The organism is Persicobacter diffluens, assembly GCF_036244895.1.
In the GTDB taxonomy this organism is placed as follows: Bacteria; Bacteroidota; Bacteroidia; order Cytophagales; family Cyclobacteriaceae; genus Persicobacter; species Persicobacter diffluens.
On the sequence record NZ_BQKE01000003.1, the window covers coordinates 551,217 to 571,820 of the forward strand.

Genomic DNA, 20,604 nt, shown 5'->3' on the forward strand with positions numbered 1-20,604 from the left:
CTGGGGCTAAAACGAGATAAAGCTATTTTGATTGCCCAAATAACAAAACACAAATACTATTACCAGCCTATTAAAGATCGTAAACATATAGGCAGAAAAGCCACTACTACAACTCAAAAGGGGCATTCGGTAGTACCCAATGAGGATGTAATAGGGCAAATTAAGCGCTTAAAAGAAGATCCAATCACTAATTATGGCTATCGTATGATGACCAGTCAATTGAAGCTTGAAGGATATAATATTAATCATAAAAAGGTTTTCCGTTTGATGAAGGACGCAGATTTACTTCAGGAAAAAAGGAAGGTTAGTGATAAAAATTACGTCAAATATCGCTGTGTATGCCCAGAACGCCCATTGCAGGTTTTAGAAATGGATATTAAAATGGTTTGGGTAACAGAGCATAGGCGTCATGCTTATATATTAAGCATTATTGATACATTTACAAGAGTAATATTAGATTGGTCGGTTGGCTATCAAATGGATCAAAAAATGGTCATTAAAGCCTGGGAAAGGGTAATAGATAATTATTTGCAACCAAATGACTTATTGAAACAGGATCTTCATGTTGAATTAAGGAATGATAATGGATCTCAATTTAGCGCTAAAAGCGTTCAAGAATTTTTAAGGGAAAATAGTATTCATCAAACCTTTACACATCCTTATACGCCCCAGGAGAATGGCCATATTGAAAGCTTTCATAGCATTCTTAAGAAGGGCTTGGGACAAGCGCCATTTTGGAACTTAGAGGAATTAAGAGAAAGGTTAGAAGTGTTTTATGAAAAATATAACAATGTTAGATTACATGGGTCAATAGCTCATCTTAGTCCCAATTTGTTTTGGAAGGCGTGGGAATATGATTTGATTGAACGCACAGTAATAAACGAGCGAAAGGTGAAATTTAGACTTACAGTACCCCATAGTCAACTTTCGGGGATTATGAGTCAGAGAGAAGTTCTTTGCTCAAATATACCGACCCTAAATGGGGAGGGATATTTGAATGAGGATGTGAATGGGCCCAACACTCCAAATTCATTACAACCTTCGGTAAATTAATCGCCGTCGATCGTTCTTTGCTAACACAAACTTATAATGGAAAAATAGACCTCACAAGAGGCAAAATCAAAAAAGTCCGAAAATATGGGGGCTAAACCAGCGGTAGATAATGGGTTAAGTCATTTTTGAAAGGTTCATCTTATTTGAGGATGAACCTTTTTTTTGAATCATTTGGAATAATTAAGTAAAGGCAACATAGGGGCTTTTTTCTCCTGTCGGCCCGCCATGGAAGTCAGGATTTCATCCAAAATTTGAATGGCTCCAATGATGTACGGACCTTTGTTAAGCATGACACACTCGGTTTGTTGTCCTAAGGCAGCATCCGAAATTTCAGCACGGGAAGGTCGGCCTTTTTTGGCGGCTGTCTCCAGGACCTGCGTAGCCCAAATGATGGGCACATGGGCGGCTGCACAGAGTCGTGTGATCTCTTCTTGCACCTGCGCCAAATGTTTCCATCCACACTCCACGGCCAGGTCTCCACGTGCAATCATCACACCTATATTCTTCCGTTTCATGGCTTCCATCAGGATGGCAGGCAGATTACGATAAGCTTTTTGAGTTTCGATTTTTAACACAATGCCTAAATCTTCATCTGCTCCTAAACGATTAAATTCAGCGATCAAATCTTTAACATCCTGAGCATTATTTACAAATGAAAAATTAACTGCCTGTGCATGTTGAACTATAAATTCCAAATCCTTCCGGTCTTTGGTGGTGAGGCCGTTGAGGTGTAAATCGCTTTCCGGTAAATTGATGCCTTTTTCTGCTTTCAATTTAGCGCCTCCTTCTTCTGCATAGGTGATTTGTAGTTGTATTTCACCCTTAGTATTACTCACTGAGCGTATCTCTGCTTCAATTTTTCCGTCATCCAATAGCACAGCCTCTCCTTTTTTTACGTCCTTATAAAGCTCGGGCAGTGGGCAGGAGATATGGGCGGCATGAATCAAATTTCCCTGACTATCTGTTTGCGCTGGAGCACCGGCTATTTCTTCAAGATGAAGGATTAGCTCATCCCCCTTTTCTAACAGAATATTTTGTTCCAGTGCTGGGATTTTTCCGATATGTATACTTTTTATTAAGGATTTTTCCTCCCAAATTTTTACTAGCATTTGGCTATAGATATAAGTATTTCGTTTCAGTAAGCCGTACACCTGCTCATCTGAATTTTTGAATATTTTCATGGAGCGCTTTCTTCCCCGAAAATCCTTAAAGGTGATGCGCTGACCACTTTTTAATTCATGGACAATAACCCCAAGAGGAATTTGTGCCTGCGGATGCTCATGCCGAAATTCCTCCACCAATAGTACCTCCAAGGGCTCTATCAGGAGGCCAGTTTCGCTTTTTTTTGTTTTAAGTTTGAATACTTCTTTGCCTCTGGCGATCGCACCTGTACGTAATTTGGGCCCTGCTAAATCCATGAAAACTTTGCAATGGTTGAAATTTTTTTCCGCTGCTTTTTTTACATTTTGAATTAATTGCGCCCAAATTTCTTCTCCGTCATGCGCACAGTTTATCCGGGCTACATTCATTCCGCTTTTGATCATTTGGTTGGCTAAAGCGAAGGTTTCTGCGGCAGCGGTGGGCTGCGTAACCATAATAGAAACCGGCCGATGTGGAGAAGCTGGTCCGAACAAGCTTTCGGTATGTTGATGTAGCGTTTTTTTTCCTTCCGCTATGCTCAGTTCCGGAGATGCAAGAATCAGGTCTTCTTGTCCGTTCATCCGGCAAAGGTTATTAATTATGGCGATGGTGGAGGCCAAAACATGAGATTCCGCTTTTCCTAAACGGGACAAGCCCAAATTACCTAATTGCCCCTGCATTTCACGCACATCCTGTGAGCGCAGGGAGAGGTAATGCAGGAGGTTTTTTCGGGAGGCCTCGTGTACCGGGTGAACATCCTCTGCTTTTGAGAGGTAGTCCTGCTCAAAGCGCAGCATTTCCTGATACATTTTTTCCATTGACTTGATGAGCAACTGTAAGCCTTTGGTTTTGTCAGGGGTAGCTTTAAAAGTCCTGAATGCTTTTTTTCTGCGAAATAAGTTCATGATCGGTAAGGTTATAGCAAATTAAGCGGCCATGTCCAGCTCGTTGTCCCGCATATACGCAGCCATTATCAATGCCCATGATGGAGGCATGCGTTTCAAGTTTTTCTTGAATTTCCTGCCAGGGAAAAGGGTTATGCCCGTGAATGATTTTTTTGTTGCGGGCAGTTGTACTTAGGTAAGGAAAATTCCTGATGGTCAGCATCGCCAGCTGATTGGAATATAAATTTTCGATACTGCTGAGGTCAAAGCCCGCATGACTACACATCCAGTGTTCCGTCTCAAAGTATAAAGGTAGATTTTGAATCCACTGTTTTATTTCCTGATCCAGTTGTTGCTGGCTGTTTAATAAATCTCCGGAATTAAGGCGTTCACAAAAAGTAGTGCGGGTAGCAAGGCCGGAGCGATCGGCTTGTAAAAGCATTTCTTCATGATTGCCCATGAGCGCGTAGATATAGGGGAATTGGTGTTGCAATTCCCGAATGTAGTTGATGACTTTGCGACTATGGGGGCCTTTGTTAATATAGTCTCCAAGAAAAAACACCTGATCTTTCGGAATTACCCTTAGTTTTTGCCACAGGCTTTCCAGGCTATAAAAGCAGCCGTGAATATCAGCGATAAAAAGTTGTCTGCCACCCGCTTCGAGTGGGGGGATAGAAAAAGTTTTCGGCAATTTTTTCTTTTAAAATCGAAACAATTGTTGGTTAATGCAAAGGTGAAAAGATTTTTTTGCCCGGATCAGGGTTGGTGGAAAAGCAGGAAGGGGTTACCTTTGGGAGGAGTTAAATAAAGAAAAGTATGTTTGGATTTTTGAAGGGATTGTTTGGTAGCAAAGGTCCCGGTGTAAAGGAACTAAAGGAGCAGGGTGCCCTATTTTTAGACGTAAGAACGGCGGCAGAATATCGCAAGGGACATGTGAAAGGAGCGATGAACATTCCTCTGGATCTGTTGGCATCCCAAGCGGATAAATTGAAAGCAAGAAATAAAGCGATTGTGGTTTATTGTCAAAGTGGAAAGCGTGCCAAAACTGCTAAAGGAATTTTAGAAAATGCCGGAGTAGAAACGGTCGTCAACGGAGGAGGGTGGCAGCGCCTATCGGTAAAATTGGCGGATTTTAATGGCTGATCAGTTAACCATATTAGGAAGCGGAAATGCCTTTCACGAATCCGGGAAGGCACATTCTGCTTTTTTGTTGGAGACCGAGGAAGAAAGCATGCTATTGGAATGCGGTGCAACGACCTTATTGCAACTTACGAAATTAGGAGTCGGTCAGGAAGAAATTTCCACCATCATCATTTCTCATTTGCACGGGGATCATTTCGGTGGACTTCCCTTTCTATTACTTGCACGTGCATTGAGTGATTTTTCAGATCGGCCACTGACACTGTTCGGTCCTGCAGCACTAAAAGATCAATTGTTCGCGTTGATGGAAGTACTTTATCCAGGGTCCGCGAAATATCTCGATCGATTGAAACTTCAGTTCATTTCTTTTTCTGCTGATTTAGAAGCAAATTTTGGGCTTTTACAAAGCTGGCAAGTTGACCATTCTTCTGCTTTGGAGGCTTTTGCCTACCGAATTAATTTGCCGTCGGGGAAATCTGTTTTTTATTCAGGAGATTGTCGTTGGGATCCTGCGCTTATTGAATGGTCCGCTGGAGCTGATGTAGGGATCATTGAGTGTAATGATTTGGATGTCGGGGGTGGAGGACATGTTTCATGGGCTGAAATTGACAAGTGTATTTCTGATTTTCAGTTGGGGCAATTGTGGTTGCATCATTGCAGTGAAGAGGTATCAAATAATATACCCCAAGGTGGATATCAAATTACTGAAGATTTAAGGATTATCCATTTTTAATAATGAAAGTTATATTTAGGTCTTGTGAATTTCGCTCATTGACCGATTAGAAAGAGATTAAGCTGTATTTTGCAAAAATTAGTTTTCTGGGATTTGCATTTTTTAAGGCTTTGCTTTCTAAAAAGAGGTGGGAGGCTGATTTTAAAAAAATATGATGGATAGTTGGATAATTTGTTGCAAATAGGTGGTGATTTGCTAAATTAAACAACGATTAGAATTATTATTGCACTCGGAAATAAGTGTAGTCAATTATGGAACAAGTGAAGAACTTACAGGGGTTTGAATTTCTGGACAGAGACCCGAAAAAATTTTTAAATTTTGAACCGCTTCACTTTTTAGTCGATAGTGAATTTTATAAACATCAACCTGTCAAGCGATTTCAATACATGGTAATTCTTCTGGAGAAAGTTACCGGAAGTGTTCAGATTGATTTTAAGACAGTGGACGTAAAAGACAATATGCTTTTCATATTGGGACCCAATAATCAATATGATTTCAATTTGGCTATGGGGACAGAGGTGAAGTGCGTTGGCATGACCTTTACCGAGGATCTGTTTTCTTTTTGTGGCTTTCAGAAGACTTATCACTCCTATTTTAATGACTGGAGCGTTGAACCGCATTATTTTCTGGATTCACGTGAGGTGGCTTATCTAACGCAGATTATTGGTAATGTAGAACATGAAGTGCATCATTATGCAGAGGCACCTTACCATCGTGATATGGTCGCTTCCATGCTGGAGCAGGTCATGATTTTTGCTTACCGCAAGGAGACTGAAAAGAATGACTGGCGTTCTAAGCCAGAAGATAATTATTCCGCCCGTTACCGCCTTTTTTTGGATGCCCTGGAAGAGCATTTTCATCATTGGCATTTAGTGGTGGACTATACTGAACATTTAGGCTTGCATGAAAAGCAATTGAACCGATCCTGTAAGCGAGTAGCAGGGCTTTCCGCCTTACAAGTGATTCATCAGCGGTTGCTTTTGGAGGCAAAGCGTTTGCTTGTAGGGTCAACAGATTCAGTCAAGCAAATTGCCTTTGATTTGGGCTTTGCAGATCCGGCGCATTTCAGTAAATTCTTTAAAAAGAAAACCGATCGCTGGCCAATGCAATTTAGAGCAGAGCAAAAAGGATTAGTGGAGGAAAAAGAAGAAGTTTAGGCCAAATTTGTTCAATAAAAAAAAGGGGATCATGATCGATCCCCTTTTTTATTTATTTTATTGGCTATAGCACCTTAAAATGAATAGCGGAAGCATGTTGTTTATTTCGATAAACCTTTTGATGAGCAAGAATGAAATCAGCTTCATCCGCCATGAAAATATTGTCTACAAAGGTTTGAGGATTTCGATCAAATAAGGGGAACCAACTGCTTTGGATCTGGATCATGATGCGATGCCCTCTTTTAAAAGTATGGAAAACATCCTGTAGGGGAAGGTCAACATCGGTTATCTGGTTCGGAACAAAAGGAACAGGTTTTGAAAAGCTTTCCCGATATTTACCTCTCATGATTTCAGAACGGACCATTTGCTGGTAACCTCCAAGACTGATGTGTTTTGGTGTAGAAGCCTGATTCTGGGTGCTGTCGGGGTAAACATCAATCAATTTTACAATCCAATCCGAATCGGTCCCTGAGGTAGAGACTTTTAATTTGGCGAGTAAGTCTCCCACCATGGTAACGTCTTCTTCCAAAACTTCGGTTTCATATACCAAAACATCCGGACGTCTGGATGCGAAGCGTTGGTCATCGGTCATATAAGGGCGAGGCGTAAATCTGACCTTGATTCTTTCCGAATAAGGTACGGGCTTAGAAGGGTCAGAAATATATTCATCCAATCCTTTGGCTGCGGAAGGTTTTTCAGTCATAAGTTGTCCGTTTTCTTCTAGGAAGTACTGGCTTTCCTTAGCATTTTTTGGAGGCCAGGTATCAAAGGTACGCCAGGCTTTTTTCCCTGTATCAAAAACATAGGCTTCCGGAAGTTTCGTTTTTCCATCCCCTCCCTCTTTTAGGAAATGACGGAAAAAACGGGCCTCAATACTATCTTGGTAAAATTGGTTCACCCCTTCTCCAAAGGAGATATTGCCCACTATCTGCTCTTTATTGTTTCTGGACCAATCCCCATGCGACCAGGGGCCCATCACTAAAGTATTGTAGATATTTGGATTATTTTCTTCAATGGTGGAATAGGTTTTCAAAGGTCCGTAAAGATCTTCTGCATCAAACCAACCTCCCACTACCATGACGGCGTGATTGATGTCTTTCAAATGTGGAAGAATATCTCGCTTTTGCCAGAATTCGTCATAATCCGGATGTTGGGACAAATCTTGCCAAAAGAAGTTATCCTCTCCATAGTACTTGGCGCTGTTTTTTAGGGGGCCTAATTTTAGGAAGAAATCATAAAGATCTGAGGTGCCGTAATCGACCATGTAGTCTCTGTACCAGGCCGTGCGGGTGGTATCTTCTTTTTGGTATCCAAAAACGGGGGTCGCCCCCCAATAAGAAAGGGTGTATGCCCCTCTATGGTGGAAATCATCAAAATAGAAATCGGCAATACATGCCTGAGGAGAAGAAGTTTTTAAGGCAGGGTGGCCACTAAGCGCTCCAGCGGTGGTGTAGTGCCCCGGGTAGGAGATCCCCCATTGTCCTACATTTCCATTATTGTTAGGGATATTTTTCACCAACCAGTCAATAGTGTCAAAGGTATCGGTAGCCTCATCGGTTCCCTGCTCGTCTTCCCGATGTACGATTGGGCGCATATTGTCAAATGTTCCTTCTGACATATAGCGGCCACGAACGTCCTGATACACAAAAATGTAGCCTTCTTCCATCATGCTTGTCGAGGGACCCAGGCTTTTTCGATAGGCATTTTCCCCATAAGGACGGGAAGAATAGCAGGTGCGCATCATCATGATGGGGTAGGTTTGGCTATTGTCTTTAGGTGAATAGACGGTGGTGTACAATCGAACTCCATCTCTCATGGTAATGTAATGCGTAGACTTTTGGTAGTGGTCTTTCACGTCAAAAGTTACTTCATTTTCTTGTGCATCGGTCTGGTCAATGCCAGGTTGACAAGCAAAACTGAATAGGAGTAAGGATAGTAAAAATAGTGCTCTCATAAGGTATGTTAAAATGAAAGCGCAATTTGGATAATTTTTAGACGAAAAAAAAGCACCCCATAGCCCGTATTATTCATGCTTTAATCCTCCTTTAACTGCAAGGCGGGAAAATGAAGGAATAGTTCGCTATTTCATTTTATCCCAAGGGAGCAGCTGAAGGAGTAGAAAGCAAGCTAAGAGCATGTTTATTAGCACACCATTCAGATGCAAATTTGAATTATTAGAAGCGATTTTGGATAATTTCTCAATAATAGCGATGCTATTCTCTCAAAATAATCGGGTATCGCTTCTGCAAGCATCAAATTTTCGCTCCGAATTTCGGCTTTTCAAAACGCTCTAAACCAAATTTGGGTTATTGATACTCAAAGAGAAACACCTGAAATGAACTGAGGTTGAGCCTCTTGAGCTGAGTCAATGTATTTGGCGGGGAATAATTCGGCTAGGGGTGCTCACTCATATAGGTATTATGAATAGTGTCTTTTATCGCCAGAGTAAATAAGCATAGGCTTCCCCTTGCTGGCGGACCCATTCGTCGGCATCCATGCCACCATTCCAGGCGTTATTTTCTTCCGTCTGATAAATGACCCAGGCTTTGGAGATGATCTCTTCGGGAAGATCTTCAATAGGCGTTGCCACCCAGCCACTTCCCTCGATTTTACAGACCATTTGGTCATTGATGAAGCGGATGGAAAGCCGTTCTATTTCTATTTCTTGTCCGGCGATTTCGAAAGTTGTGGTTTTGGCTTGTACTTGATTTAACAGACCGTGACCACATAGGATGATGAGGGCTACGACCAAATAATTAATGTAATTTTTCATGGTTGTAGTATTTAGATTGTTAGGTTGCTCTTTCGTTTATATAAGGGGAAAGCATATCCTAAATCCGCAGTTTTATTTTGTCGATTTAGGATAAAAGATATGGAATAACCTTTTTGGTAGTCGGTATATTTGTAAGGAGAACTAGTGATGATTAGGGGTATGGGATTGATTTTGAATGAATTATTAGAAATAAGCAGGGTTTAATGGTGTTTTAGGTGGAATGGAGTATTTTGCAATGGGGCAATACCTAGAGGTTGATTGATAATGTACTAAATTAGATTTGTTCATCAGGATTATTCCTATTTCATCAACACATAGGATTTTAAGAAAAAAAGGACAAAAAAATACCGCTAGTCCTAAGATTAGACTAGCGGTATTTAGATATTTATTTGTTTGAATTTGAAATTATTTCAAATTTTTCTCTTCCTCTAAAAAGCTAACCGCTTTTCCGTCACAGGTTTTTTCACATGCTTTTTTACAACTTTGTGTTTTTTCAGCGTGAATGTCTGCCTGGCCGTGTGCGTCTCCTTCGGCAATCATCGGTGCAATCACCAATGAAACGATGGACATCAATTTGATCAGAATATTCATAGACGGTCCGGAAGTATCTTTGAATGGATCTCCTACCGTATCCCCTGTAACAGAGGCTTTGTGTGGCTCAGAACCTTTGTAATACGTTTCGCCATCAATATCAACGCCTTTTTCAAAGGACTTCTTGGCATTATCCCATGCGCCACCGGCATTATTCTGGAACATTCCCATTAGTACTCCTGATGCAGTAACACCTGCCAATAAACCACCTAATACTTCAGGTCCGAAAGTGAAGCCAACCAGGATTGGAACAATCAAAGCCAATAGTCCCGGAGGAATCATCTCTTTAATAGAAGCATCAGTAGAAATCGCGACACACTTATCATATTCCGGCTTGGCCTTGTATTCCATAATGCCCGGAATCTCTTTGAACTGGCGACGAACTTCCTGTACCATGGCCATGGCCGCACGACCTACTGCCGCAATTGCCATAGAAGAGAAAAGGAATGGAATCATCGCTCCAACGAATAATCCGGCCAGTACCGGTGCTTTGAAGATATCAATAGAATGAATTCCAGCTAATCCTACAAAGGCAGCAAATAGGGCCAGGGAAGTTAAAGCAGCGGAAGCAATGGCAAAGCCTTTACCTGTTGCTGCAGTTGTGTTTCCTACGGCATCCAGTTTATCTGTTCTTTCACGAACGATTTCCGGCAAACCACTCATTTCGGCAATACCACCAGCATTATCCGCGATTGGTCCAAAAGCGTCAATGGCCAATTGCATCGCAGTGGTGGCCATCATTCCGGCTGCCGCAATAGCTACTCCATAAAGGCCGGCGAAGTAGAAAGACATATAAATACCCGTAGCCAATACCAGCATTGGAATGGCAGTAGATTGCATCCCTACAGAAAGTCCACCGATAATGTTTGTGGCATGGCCGGTAGATGACTGGTGAATAATCGAATTAACAGGCTTTTTACCCATGGCAGTATAGTATTCAGTGATGATGGACATCAACGCCCCCACGATCAATCCAACCACAATGGCATAGAAAACATCCATGGAAGTAAATTCCGTCCCGCGGATTTCCATGGTAGCGGGCATCATCCATTTTACCAGGAAGAAAGAAGCTATAGCCGTTAGGATAATCGAAGACCAGTTACCGATATTTAATGCCGCTTGAACATCTCCTGAATCATCTTTCACCTTTACAAACCAGGTACCGATAATGGAGAAGATAATCCCCAAGCCGGCAATGACCATAGGCAATAAAATTGGTGCCATACCCCCAAACTGGTCAGCAGAGTCAATTTCTCTACCCAAAACCATCGTGGCTAAAATAGTGGCTACATAAGAACCGAAAAGGTCAGCCCCCATACCAGCTACATCGCCCACGTTATCGCCCACATTATCGGCAATGGTAGCCGGGTTTCTCACATCATCCTCAGGAATACCTGCTTCCACTTTACCTACCAGATCAGCACCCACATCGGCTGCTTTAGTATAAATTCCCCCACCCACACGAGCGAAAAGGGCAATAGATTCTGCTCCCAAAGAAAAACCGGAAAGTACTTCCAGGGCCTGTTGCATTTCCAGACCATTTACTGCTCCGCCTTTTCCTACGAACATATAATAAAATACAATGAATAATCCGCCAAGACCTAAAACCGCCAATCCGGCCACGCCTAGTCCCATAACAGAACCTCCGGTAAAGGCTACCTGTAGCGCTTTGGAAAGCGAGGTGCGCGCCGCCTGTGTGGTTCTCACATTGGCCTGTGTGGCCACCTTCATGCCGATGTATCCAGCGAAGGCTGAGAATACCGCCCCAATGATAAAGGCAATGGCAATTACAGGACTTGAAGTTTCTACCGCATAGCCGGAATAGGCTAATAGGAGACCGGCAATAATTGCGAAATAGGTCAACACCTTCCATTCCGCTTTCAGGAAGGCCATGGCGCCCTCCGCAATATGAGAGGCAAGTTCGGTCATTTTCTCGTCCCCTGATTCTTGCTTATTTACCCAGGCTGATTTTACAGCCGTGTAGATAAGGCCTACAATTCCCAAGAGGGGAACTACAAAAACAAAATTTTCCATACTGTCGAATGCATTAAAAAAAAATTGGGCAGACCTAAAAAATAATCATATTAGAGATCTGTCCAAAAAGTTTATATTTGAACGTCCAAAATGATTTGGATTTGAAATAAAAGAAAAATTATGGACTTAATTTCATGATTTTCCACATTATTGTTAAAAAAAATACGTTTTACTGAAATAATTTTTAGAAAATATGGGGGTGCGGAAAGCGGTTCAAGCTGATCTATATCATATTAATTCATCTGTATTAGAAATTAAAGGGGAAATGCTGAAGTTAAATATTCAACAATGGCCCCTTGACCAGGATTACCCTTCGGTCGATATGATCCGGGCGGATTTGGAGAGAGGGGATTATTATGTGTTAGAAATAGAAGGACAGTATGCCGGTTCAGTGGTATTGAATACCACCACTACTCCTCCCTATGAAAAAATTCATTGGCAAAGCGAGGAATTTTTGGCGGTACATCGATTGGTGAGTTTACCCGCCTTCAGAGTCCATAAACCAGGACTTTTGTTGATGCAGTTTGCTGAGCAATTGGCGGTTGAAAGAGGACTGAATTCCATCAGGCTGGATACCTATAGTAATAATGCCAGGGCCAATGCATTTTATCGGAAGTTGGGGTATGAATTTCGGGGAGAAATAAATTTACCCTGGATGCCGGAAGTTTATAATTGCTATGAAAAAAGCTTAGATCCAACTGATGGAAAAGGGAAAAAATGATTTTATAAGGGGGATAAATAATTAAGGTTTAAAATTAAACCAAAATCCGGTAACCCTTCCTTAAAACTGACGTAACTCACAAAAGATTTATTTGTTGGAGCATCGGATTGAATTTTTAAAATAATGACTAATTTGCTATCGGACTGTTTGTTTTTTACCGAGTGGTTTTTGATCACCAGTGGGGTGATCATCGTACTTTTTCAGCGTAGTGGATTGTGGGGAGGAGATTATTTGTATCGATTTATATGGCAAAGTCTGGTCAGCAGAAAAGAGCGATAACCTGATTTAATTTATAGGCAGATTAATCAGAACGAGCTAAGTGATTCATTTTCCCGGGTTTGTGGTTGGTTTTTCCGTTTGTTCAAAAGCTGAAATTTGACCAAGCTCCCTTTCTCTACATTTCATGAGCATCATTGAGAAAAACCTGAAATAGGAAGAATTCCTTTCTTTTTCCCACTTCGAAGCAAAACGAGGATTTAAGCATGCACAATCCGGCTTAAGGATAAAATTGAATATTATTAATAAATTGAGGGGTGATTAACTCCTTTTTTTATGAATTCAACTTTTAAGCGCAGAATGCATGAGATTGTCTTTGAGGCAGATACTCCCGCAGGAAAAATATTTGACGTCCTGTTGTTGTTGTTGATACTACTTAGTATCGTCATTGTTTGTATTGATTCCGTGGAATCTATCCATGCGCGTTTTGAATATTTACTGTATTTTTTGGAATGGACCATGACCCTTTTGTTTTCGATGGAGTATGGCTTGCGGATATGGCTGACCCGGCGGCCCACCAAATATATATTCTCCTTTTTTGGGATCATTGACCTTTTGTCCATTTTACCGACCTTCTTAAGTATCTTTATTGCCGGATCGCAATCCCTGCTGGTATTCCGTTCTTTCCGATTATTGCGGGTTTTCCGGGTTTTAAAGCTCGGCCGGTATTTGGGAGAGTCCAGACAACTGATCCATGCCCTTCGGGCCAGTCGGGCTAAAATTATTGTATTCGTTTCGGTTGTGCTGGCTGTCGCCCTGATTATGGGTACGCTGATGTATTTGGTGGAAGGCTCTAAAAACGGCTTTACCAGTATTCCCCGTAGTTTTTACTGGGCAGTAGTAACCATGACCACGGTAGGTTATGGAGATATTGCACCGCAGACCGTAATCGGTCAATCTATTGCGACTATTCTAATGGTATTGGGTTATGGCATTATTGCCGTACCGACAGGAATTGTGACGGTTGAGTTGAGGAATTCTAAGGATAAAAGTGCCGTTATTAGTACACAAGCTTGTCAGAATTGTAGTAAGGAAGGACATGATCTGGATGCGGAATTTTGTAAGTTTTGTGGGGAGCCATTAAAATAAAAAGTCCTTATAAAAAAAGGGTCCTCTCCAACATTGGAAGAGGACTACTTACTGAACCCAAAATAAACTATTCCTATATGAGATAATTTCAAAATCAATAATTTCAGCCAGGCTGAAATGCCTTATTTATTCAGATGTGAAAAGGAAAAGACTTCCGAATGAGTATCCGATTGATGCTCGATTTGCAATTTGAAATCCAGGATCCAAAATTGGAGACCCGGTATTTCATTTTGCGTCTGGTCAGAAGAAATGGTCTTAATACCAAGTGTTCCTCTGCCGCTTTAGGTTTGATTCGTAACCGAATGGTGATTGATTACATTTCAAATATACCACACTTTTTTTTAAAATGTTTTTTTGCATTGGTCTTCTGATTTGCTGTTAATTAAAAAAAGGGCCTTATTTTTTAATATTTCGAAAATGAGATCAAAAAACTGCCTCCGCTTTTTTATGATTTCTCAATGCGATTTATCTCTTGAAAATATTTTACTATGTTAAGAAATTGTTAACTTTTTATTTCGCTGATTTTTTCGCTTGATTATTCCAAAAATTGGCAAAATGCGTAATTTTGACTGTTACAAATCGTTAAAAATGACCGAGAAGAAACTGAACCAGGTGGCGGAAAAAGAAGTACGCCAGTTGAAAAGATTAATCAAAAGTGGGGATATTCCGAAAGAAACGGTGACCTATGATATTTTTGTGGAAATGGTGATGGAGGATCGAAATGTTCCCAGGGAGCAGCAGGCTGAGTTAGAAGAGCGGCTGAAGTACTGGATGGCTGAAGTTGGATTTGAATTATAAAAAAAGAGGGATTTCGTAAGAAGTCCCTCTTTTTTATTGGCTTTGCGCAGGTGAGCTTAACCCGAATTCTTCACCGCTAGATTTAGTAAATTGCCTTAACTCGCTTATTGTCAATTCGCTGCTTTTATGTCTACTGATTTTTTATAGCCCAAATTTGGGCAAGCTTGCTTTCTCCTCCTTCATCTGCTTTGTTGAGAAAAAACTCGAAATAGGGGGCTATTCCTTCATTTTTTCCGCCTTGCTGCTAAAGGAGGATTGAAGGATAAAATCCGACTTAAACCCACTTATTCTTCGTTAAATCTAGTTTTCACCACAATTGTCTTATTTGCAGTGCATTGTAGTTCGCTTTGATGAATTCTTAAAAACTCAAATTTTTGTAAGCTTGCTATTTTTAATACATCTGCTTCGTTGGTAAAAACCTGAAACAGGAAAAACTCCTTCATTTTTCCCTCCTTGCAGCTAAACGAGTATTTAAGCATGAGTATTCCGGCTTAAGCCTTCCTCTTTTGGCTTAATATTATTTTTTCATATCCCGTTGGCGAACCGCCTCAAAAGTGACAATGGCGGCTGCTACCGAAACATTCAGGCTGTCATTAATGCCACGCATGGGAATCACGATATTCTGGTCTGATTCATTGGCCCAAAGGTCGGTTACGCCCCAGGCTTCTGATCCAGCGATAATCGCGCAGGCTTCCGTATAGTCCTGTTCAAAATAGGGAGCCGCCGCTTCTATATGCGTCACATAAATTTTGATGCCTTTGGCGCGGAGAAAGTCAATGACGTTTTGAGAGGTGTCAAATGCTACGGGCATGGAGAATATACAGCCCACCGAAGACCGAATCGCATTCGGATTGTACAAATCCACCTGGGCATCGGCCATAATTACAGCTGAAGCACCTGCCGCATCTGCCGTGCGAAGCAGGGCGCCCAGATTGCCTGGCTTTTCCATGCCTTCGCAGACCATTATCAAGGGCTTGTCACCTAATGGCAAGTTCTGCAAATCGTAGGCTTTCATTTTGATGATGGCGACCATTTCGCTGGTGCCCTCGCGATAGGCAATCTTATTAAAAACGGCCTGTGAGCAGCTGATCCAAAGTGGATGGATGCCTGCCTCTTCACATTGGTTTTCCAATGCCTTGATATGCTCCTCCTGCGTTTTTTCCTTGGAATAGAAAATTTCAGTTACCTCATATCCCTTCTGCAGGGCGAAGGAAATCTCTTTGGTGCCTTCGGTCACAAATAGGCCCTGCTTTTTACGCTCGCGGGATTTGGTCTGTAATTTCAGGAGCTTTTTTATCCGATCGTTGGTCGGTGCATTTATCTCAATTGGCATGAATCTTTTCTTAATTTTTGCTCCACTGATAGCAGAGCGCCTTTCATTGCTACAAATATAGTACTTTGTAAGCGTAAACACGGCTTTTCATAAAACTACAAATGGACAAATTATTGGATAGATCCGGCTCCATATCAGGTTTTACTTCATTGTTGTGTTTCGTTATTCTTTAGGCTACTATCCTTAATAGTATTGCCTTAGATTATGCAAAACCTTCCACATCAATTGTCGGGTCAGATCAATTGGCGAAAAGCTCGGAGTGTAACTGCTGGTGAGCTATCATTACAAGGTAGTTTTCACAATATTTCTTTTGATCCCTCCAATTGTCAAATATCGCCCTTAACCAGTATTATTCACCACTGAATTCATTAATCTTTTGCAATGCTCTCATTATCAACAATTACAATTGTTTTTCTTTAATTTTTTATCGGCCAAATTTGGGTAATCTTGCTTTCTTCTCATTCATATGCTTCATTGGAAATAACTCGCAATGGGAACTTTTCCTTCCTTTTTTCCACCATCTCCACTATTCGAGGTTTTAAGCATGGATAATCCGCTTTAACTATAATGGTATGGAAAGGCCTGTCCAGCCATTTATAAATTAAGTGCGGTAAGGTTAAATATTTGCTGCTTTAGCGTTGAAATTGGGATTGATGGTATTTTTCCTCAAATATATACTTATCTTTGTGCAAGATTTATGAAGAAATTCCTGAGGGAAAATGTAGAGGGGGCTGATAGTTCCCTTTTTTGGAATACAGGGAAAAGGAAAATTGAAAAACAGCATGTCGATATACTCACTGAATAAGGTAAATTGGAAAGATTATGAATTGATTGATTCCGGCGATTTTGAAAAGCTGGAGCGCTTTGGGAATTTAGTGTTGTGGCGTCCGGAACCTCAGGCTGTTTGGAAAAAGCAATTGCCCATAAGCGAGTGGGAAAAGCGTCATCAGGCTAAATATATTCGGGTAAAAACCCCCAATGTAAAACTAACCTCCGAAAAGGGGCAGTGGCATTTGAAAAAAGGCGTTCGTGATCAGTGGCCGATAACTTATGATGGTTCGGATTTCCATTTCAAGATGAAATTACAATTAACCCAGTTTGGGCATGTGGGTTTGTTTCCGGAGCAGTCCGATAACTGGGAATATATTTACCGAACGGTGAAAAACCATGCGGAAGCCAAGCCCAAAGTGCTGAATCTTTTTGCTTATACCGGAGGTGCTTCTTTAGCTGCCGCCGCTGCCGGAGGTTTTGTTTCCCATTTGGATTCTGTAAAAAAGACCGTGACCTGGGCGAATCAGAATCGTCAGGAAAATCCGCACCTACCGGAAATGCGCTGGATTGTGGAAGATGCCATGGCTTTTGTGAAGCGGGAAGCGAGAAGAGGGAACAAGTATCATGGGGTCATTCTGGATCCACCAGCTTATGGTCGTGGCCCTAAAGGAGAAAAGTGGGTGTTGGAAGAGCAAATAGATGAAATTGTGCGGGCTACCGCTGAAATTGTGGAGCAAGATTTCTTTGTGGTTTTGAACCTATATTCCATGGGCTTGTCCGCTGTGATTATGCGTAACCTTGTCAGGATGCATTTCAAGGGCGAAATTGATATTGAAATTGGTGAAAATGTGGTGCCTTCCACCACTGGCGCTGAATTACCATTAGGAACTTTTTTAAGAGTGTCCTCAAAAAAATAGCTTTACACTAAATTGTTATATATGATCAGAACTAGAGCTCAAGAATCTCGCGCAGCTATTGAAAAGCTGTATGTAATGATGCGTCACTTGTTTAATCGGGGCTTTTATAAACCCTTTGGCGTATCGGGGGAAGCACTTCGAAGTGCATTGCTGTCCTTAAGGCCGGAAATTTATGGTTCCATTGCGGATGAGGAAAAGGTTGAGCTCAATGGTCTGGCATATGTGATTGAACGTTTGCCAAAAGGAATTGAAGAATGCCGTTTTATCAAACTGACTTCGGAGGAAGGCTATGCGGATTCTCATTTCGAAACCATTATTCCATCCAAGCGCCGCCGTCGTTGTTTTCGCATTGATAAGGAGACCATGTACATTGAGGTGACCCGTGGTCGTTCAGAAATTTATGATATTCTTACCCACCTGACTTTCTTGTTTATCGAGGCGGAAAAAATCAGAAAGTATGCCCTGGATGAAAAAGGGCAGGTGACCCGGCAGTGGGAAAAACTGGAGGAAATTGCCACTGGCGATGTGACAGTGAATGCCGAAAACCGAGAAAAAGCCCTGGCTTATTTGTCCGGCATGGTGGGGCGCCCTTTTCAGGAGACGCAGGATGCGCTCGGACGATTTGAAGAAACGGCAGATGACCACAATGGGCTTTTCCGCGTGATCTATGGCTTGGGTAAGCAGGCTATTGAAGAAGCCAAAGGGTTGAAATTGCGTCAGGTGAGTTTTACACCAACTTTGCGGGAGCGTATTGGACATCATTTGTATGGTTCCCGTTGGGCTCAGCATATCAAATATACCCTGCAGGACAATAATCTGTTGGATCGTCCCATACATATTATCAGCGCGAATTTACATTCGGTGATGAACTGCCTGTATGCAACTCCTGCTTTAAAAGGGACTGGCGATGCCCATAAATCCATTCAGGAATTAGCCTTAATGCTGAGCAAGAGCTCTTCAAAATCTAAGCAGGCGAAAGTATCCGATTATGGATTGGATCACGGATTTATTCCGGTGCCGGACCAGTCCGGAACGAATATCGGAGTTCAGATTTTTGATTGTGCGCAATTGCGATGGGAGGATATGAGTGCCGAGATCCAGCAGCCTTCACTGAAAAAGTCTGAGAAAGCGCCTGTTTTGTTGATCATGGATTATGCCTTCGGCGAACAAGCCTTTGAAACCATGGATGAGCTTTTGAAACCATTTAAAGATGAAGGAAAAGTGGTGCCATTGGATATCCGTTCTGTCAATATTATGGGAAAGGCAGGTATTCTGACTGGCGGCAAAGGAGATATTATGATCCCGAATGCCCATGTTTTTGAAGGTACTGCCGATAATTACCCTTTTGAAAATGCGCTTAGCAAAGAAGATTTTGATGGAGAAGGCCTGGATGTTTATGCCGGTCCGATGATTTCCGTTTTGGGTACCAGCCTTCAGAATAAAGATGTATTGTCTTATTTCCGTCACTCTTCCTGGAAGGCCATTGGCTTGGAGATGGAGGGAGCACATTACCAAAAGGCGATACAAGCCGCTTCAAAAATTAGGGGAACCATCGCTTCAGATGTAGTGTTGCGCTATGCCTATTATGCTTCGGATAATCCACTGCATACCGGCTCTACCTTAGCCAGTGGGCCATTAGGAGAGATTGGAGTACGCCCAACCTATCTGATTACCTTAAAAATGCTAAACAAAATTTTCACCGAGGTATAGTTTTAATTTTTTAAAACTGGTCGCAAAATTGCTTTAAAGGAATTGAAGAACAGCTGGTCCTGAGAATTAATTATTTCTGAGATTTAGCTGTTTTTTGATTTCTAAATCTCTTACCTACTTCCGTGACAGGAGGTGAAAAATAATATTTAATGCCTCAATTATTTGCCCTGATTGATTCCTCTTTTCTACATTATTGGCTGAATGATGAGTCCCTTCATCAAGTGATGGGATTTCAATTATTGGCAACGCTATTGATATTTACCGTGGCATTTGCCGTAGGGGAACTTAATCGACGGTTGATTCTTCGGCCAATAATCCGATTAATTTATAATCAGAATCCTGAGCTGCCTAATAAAATAACCGATTTAAAATTACTTCGGTATATTTCCTTTTTTGCCAACATGCTCATTGTCTATTTTTTGGTAGGAAGTATACCCTCCTTGCTAGACAAAATTCATTTATTAATTGAAAAATCGGCTTTAGTAATCCTTCTTTTCCTCGGGGCAAAATTGGTCTTGGTTTTTCTTGAACTGGCCGATTATGTTTATGCTCGGAAATCAAATGAGAAGCGATCTCCCTTAAGAGGTTATATAGGAGTAATTGGTTTTTTTCTTTATACAGTAGTGGTGGTATGGTCGCTATCGATTATTATCAATGAATCTCCATTTGCTCTACTGTCAACCCTGGCAGGTTTTACCGCGATCATCCTTTTAGCTTTCAGGGATACCATTATGTCGCTGTATGCGTCTATTGTGATCCAGCACGGTCATTTAGTGGAGGTGGGTGACTGGATAGAAATCCCCAAGGAAGGGGTGGACGGGGAGGTCCTGGAGATTAGTCTGAATGTAGTAAAGGTTCAAAACTGGGATTTCACCATCATGACCTTTCCCACCTATAAACTGGTGGGGGAATCTTTTAAGAACTGGCAGGGTATGAGAAAGACCGGGAGCAGAAGAATTAAAAGACAATTCCATATTGATCAACATACTATTCGTTTTTTGTCCCCTGCAGAAGTGGAGCAGGTAAAAAACAGGCTACCATTATTGGAGGGGCTGACGGAAGAGGAGGACCTTCACCAGTTTGGTAGAGTTGAGGAAGATCCCATTACGAATTATGTTACGAATCTCACCCTTTTCCGAACTTATCTGGAATGCTATCTTAAAGCGCATCCTAAGGTTTACAATACGGAATATTCCATGGTGAGGGAAAGAGAGCCCAGTGCTGTTGGTATTCCCGTAGAGGTTTATTGTTTTGCTGACCGTCCGGACTGGGTGTATTATGAAAAAGTGCAGGCGGCGATTTTGGATCACATTTTTGCGGTAATGCCTTTATTTAAGTTAAGACCTTATCAAAGGGAGGGTGCTTTTTCCGGAAGGTCTTCCGGCTCTTCGGCGGAATATTTCTTCGGCATGGAAAGTAGAGAACATGGTTATCCGGAGATTGATCCTATAAACTGAGGTAATAAATGCCGAAAGGTGGAAGCA

The 20,604-nt window shown here is 41.7% G+C and carries 17 protein-coding genes; 11 read left to right on the forward strand and 6 right to left on the reverse strand.

The genetic code is table 11. The features are described from left to right. Positions 1–1,053, forward strand: coding sequence for an IS3 family transposase (locus tag AAA970_RS21530; protein WP_338237706.1), 1,053 nt, complete (start codon positions 1–3; stop codon positions 1,051–1,053). Between the two features lie 167 nt (positions 1,054–1,220). Here the strand turns inward: AAA970_RS21530 and AAA970_RS21535 are convergent, their stop codons facing one another. Both AAA970_RS21535 and AAA970_RS21540 read right to left on the reverse strand, forming a co-directional pair. Then, entirely contained in the window at positions 1,221–3,098 is a 1,878-nt protein-coding gene (locus AAA970_RS21535; protein ID WP_338238945.1) for a pyruvate kinase, read from the reverse strand. Beyond that, the gene (locus AAA970_RS21540; protein WP_338238946.1) at positions 3,058–3,768 is read right to left on the reverse strand and encodes a metallophosphoesterase family protein; all 711 of its coding nucleotides are present in this window, start codon (positions 3,766–3,768) and stop codon (positions 3,058–3,060) included. Before AAA970_RS21540 ends, AAA970_RS21535 begins: the two co-directional genes overlap by 41 nt. Before the next feature lie 125 nt (positions 3,769–3,893). Between AAA970_RS21540 and AAA970_RS21545 the strand changes: the two genes are divergently transcribed. The 3 genes from AAA970_RS21545 to AAA970_RS21555 all read left to right on the forward strand — a co-directional run bounded on the left by AAA970_RS21545 (position 3,894) and on the right by AAA970_RS21555 (position 6,107). Next, positions 3,894–4,220 (forward strand): rhodanese-like domain-containing protein, encoded by a 327-nt coding sequence (locus AAA970_RS21545; RefSeq protein ID WP_060689059.1) that lies wholly within the window; start codon positions 3,894–3,896, stop codon positions 4,218–4,220. After that, entirely contained in the window at positions 4,213–4,950 is a 738-nt protein-coding gene (locus AAA970_RS21550; RefSeq protein WP_338238947.1) for an MBL fold metallo-hydrolase, read from the forward strand. Before AAA970_RS21545 ends, AAA970_RS21550 begins: the two co-directional genes overlap by 8 nt. 251 nt (positions 4,951–5,201) lie before the next feature. Then, the gene (locus AAA970_RS21555) at positions 5,202–6,107 is read left to right on the forward strand and encodes a helix-turn-helix domain-containing protein (RefSeq protein ID WP_338238948.1); all 906 of its coding nucleotides are present in this window, start codon (positions 5,202–5,204) and stop codon (positions 6,105–6,107) included. Positions 6,108–6,171: 64 nt separating this feature from the next. On the opposite strand, the gene AAA970_RS21560 is transcribed toward AAA970_RS21555, so the two are convergent. From AAA970_RS21560 to AAA970_RS21570, 3 genes are all read right to left on the reverse strand, one after another. After that, positions 6,172–8,061 carry a CocE/NonD family hydrolase gene (locus AAA970_RS21560; protein WP_338238949.1) on the reverse strand — a complete coding sequence of 630 codons (1,890 nt, stop codon included), beginning with the start codon at positions 8,059–8,061 and terminating at the stop codon, positions 6,172–6,174. Positions 8,062–8,541: 480 nt separating this feature from the next. Beyond that, positions 8,542–8,880, reverse strand: coding sequence for a hypothetical protein (locus AAA970_RS21565; protein WP_338238950.1), 339 nt, complete (start codon positions 8,878–8,880; stop codon positions 8,542–8,544). Between the two features lie 405 nt (positions 8,881–9,285). Then, complete coding sequence (locus tag AAA970_RS21570; protein WP_338238951.1) at positions 9,286–11,505, reverse strand: sodium-translocating pyrophosphatase; 2,220 nt, start codon at positions 11,503–11,505, stop codon at positions 9,286–9,288. A 265-nt stretch (positions 11,506–11,770) separates the two neighbouring features. Between AAA970_RS21570 and AAA970_RS21575 the strand changes: the two genes are divergently transcribed. The 4 genes from AAA970_RS21575 to AAA970_RS21590 all read left to right on the forward strand — a co-directional run bounded on the left by AAA970_RS21575 (position 11,771) and on the right by AAA970_RS21590 (position 14,389). Beyond that, positions 11,771–12,226, forward strand: coding sequence for a GNAT family N-acetyltransferase (locus AAA970_RS21575; RefSeq protein WP_338238952.1), 456 nt, complete (start codon positions 11,771–11,773; stop codon positions 12,224–12,226). Positions 12,227–12,349: 123 nt separating this feature from the next. Beyond that, a complete protein-coding gene (locus tag AAA970_RS21580) occupies positions 12,350–12,505 on the forward strand; it encodes a hypothetical protein (protein WP_338238953.1) in 156 nt (51 codons plus the stop codon). Between the two features lie 273 nt (positions 12,506–12,778). After that, positions 12,779–13,591: an ion transporter gene (locus tag AAA970_RS21585; protein ID WP_338238954.1), complete on the forward strand. Its 813-nt coding sequence runs from the start codon at positions 12,779–12,781 to the stop codon at positions 13,589–13,591. A 588-nt stretch (positions 13,592–14,179) separates the two neighbouring features. Further along, positions 14,180–14,389, forward strand: a complete 210-nt coding sequence (locus AAA970_RS21590; protein ID WP_338238955.1) for a hypothetical protein — start codon at positions 14,180–14,182, stop codon at positions 14,387–14,389. A gap of 517 nt (positions 14,390–14,906) precedes the next feature. Here AAA970_RS21590 and AAA970_RS21595 read toward each other — a convergent pair. Then, a complete protein-coding gene (locus AAA970_RS21595; protein ID WP_338238956.1) occupies positions 14,907–15,722 on the reverse strand; it encodes a TrmH family RNA methyltransferase in 816 nt (271 codons plus the stop codon). A gap of 782 nt (positions 15,723–16,504) precedes the next feature. Here AAA970_RS21595 and AAA970_RS21600 point away from each other — a divergent pair. From AAA970_RS21600 to AAA970_RS21610, 3 genes are all read left to right on the forward strand, one after another. Further along, positions 16,505–17,410, forward strand: a complete 906-nt coding sequence (locus AAA970_RS21600) for a class I SAM-dependent methyltransferase (protein WP_060689071.1) — start codon at positions 16,505–16,507, stop codon at positions 17,408–17,410. Positions 17,411–17,431: 21 nt separating this feature from the next. Next, a complete protein-coding gene (locus AAA970_RS21605) occupies positions 17,432–19,120 on the forward strand; it encodes a DUF6909 family protein (protein WP_060689072.1) in 1,689 nt (562 codons plus the stop codon). Between the two features lie 149 nt (positions 19,121–19,269). Further along, positions 19,270–20,577, forward strand: a complete 1,308-nt coding sequence (locus AAA970_RS21610; RefSeq protein ID WP_338238957.1) for a mechanosensitive ion channel family protein — start codon at positions 19,270–19,272, stop codon at positions 20,575–20,577. Positions 20,578–20,604 lie beyond the last annotated feature (27 nt).

Excerpts from the sequence above, each read along its gene's own strand:
- AAA970_RS21575 (WP_338238952.1), top strand. The coding sequence starts at position 11,771 with ATGCTGAAGTTAAATATTCAACAATGGCCCCTTGACCAGGATTACCCT.
- AAA970_RS21590 (WP_338238955.1), top strand. The coding sequence starts at position 14,180 with ATGACCGAGAAGAAACTGAACCAGGTGGCGGAAAAAGAAGTACGCCAG.
- AAA970_RS21610 (WP_338238957.1), top strand. The coding sequence starts at position 19,270 with ATGCCTCAATTATTTGCCCTGATTGATTCCTCTTTTCTACATTATTGG.
- AAA970_RS21550 (WP_338238947.1), top strand. The coding sequence starts at position 4,213 with ATGGCTGATCAGTTAACCATATTAGGAAGCGGAAATGCCTTTCACGAA.
- AAA970_RS21535 (WP_338238945.1), bottom strand. The coding sequence starts at position 3,098 with ATGAACTTATTTCGCAGAAAAAAAGCATTCAGGACTTTTAAAGCTACC.
- AAA970_RS21560 (WP_338238949.1), bottom strand. The coding sequence starts at position 8,061 with ATGAGAGCACTATTTTTACTATCCTTACTCCTATTCAGTTTTGCTTGT.
- AAA970_RS21580 (WP_338238953.1), top strand. The coding sequence starts at position 12,350 with ATGACTAATTTGCTATCGGACTGTTTGTTTTTTACCGAGTGGTTTTTG.
- AAA970_RS21595 (WP_338238956.1), bottom strand. The coding sequence starts at position 15,722 with ATGCCAATTGAGATAAATGCACCGACCAACGATCGGATAAAAAAGCTC.
- AAA970_RS21545 (WP_060689059.1), top strand. The coding sequence starts at position 3,894 with ATGTTTGGATTTTTGAAGGGATTGTTTGGTAGCAAAGGTCCCGGTGTA.
- AAA970_RS21605 (WP_060689072.1), top strand. The coding sequence starts at position 17,432 with ATGATCAGAACTAGAGCTCAAGAATCTCGCGCAGCTATTGAAAAGCTG.
- AAA970_RS21585 (WP_338238954.1), top strand. The coding sequence starts at position 12,779 with ATGAATTCAACTTTTAAGCGCAGAATGCATGAGATTGTCTTTGAGGCA.
- AAA970_RS21570 (WP_338238951.1), bottom strand. The coding sequence starts at position 11,505 with ATGGAAAATTTTGTTTTTGTAGTTCCCCTCTTGGGAATTGTAGGCCTT.
- AAA970_RS21565 (WP_338238950.1), bottom strand. The coding sequence starts at position 8,880 with ATGAAAAATTACATTAATTATTTGGTCGTAGCCCTCATCATCCTATGT.
- AAA970_RS21555 (WP_338238948.1), top strand. The coding sequence starts at position 5,202 with ATGGAACAAGTGAAGAACTTACAGGGGTTTGAATTTCTGGACAGAGAC.
- AAA970_RS21600 (WP_060689071.1), top strand. The coding sequence starts at position 16,505 with ATGTCGATATACTCACTGAATAAGGTAAATTGGAAAGATTATGAATTG.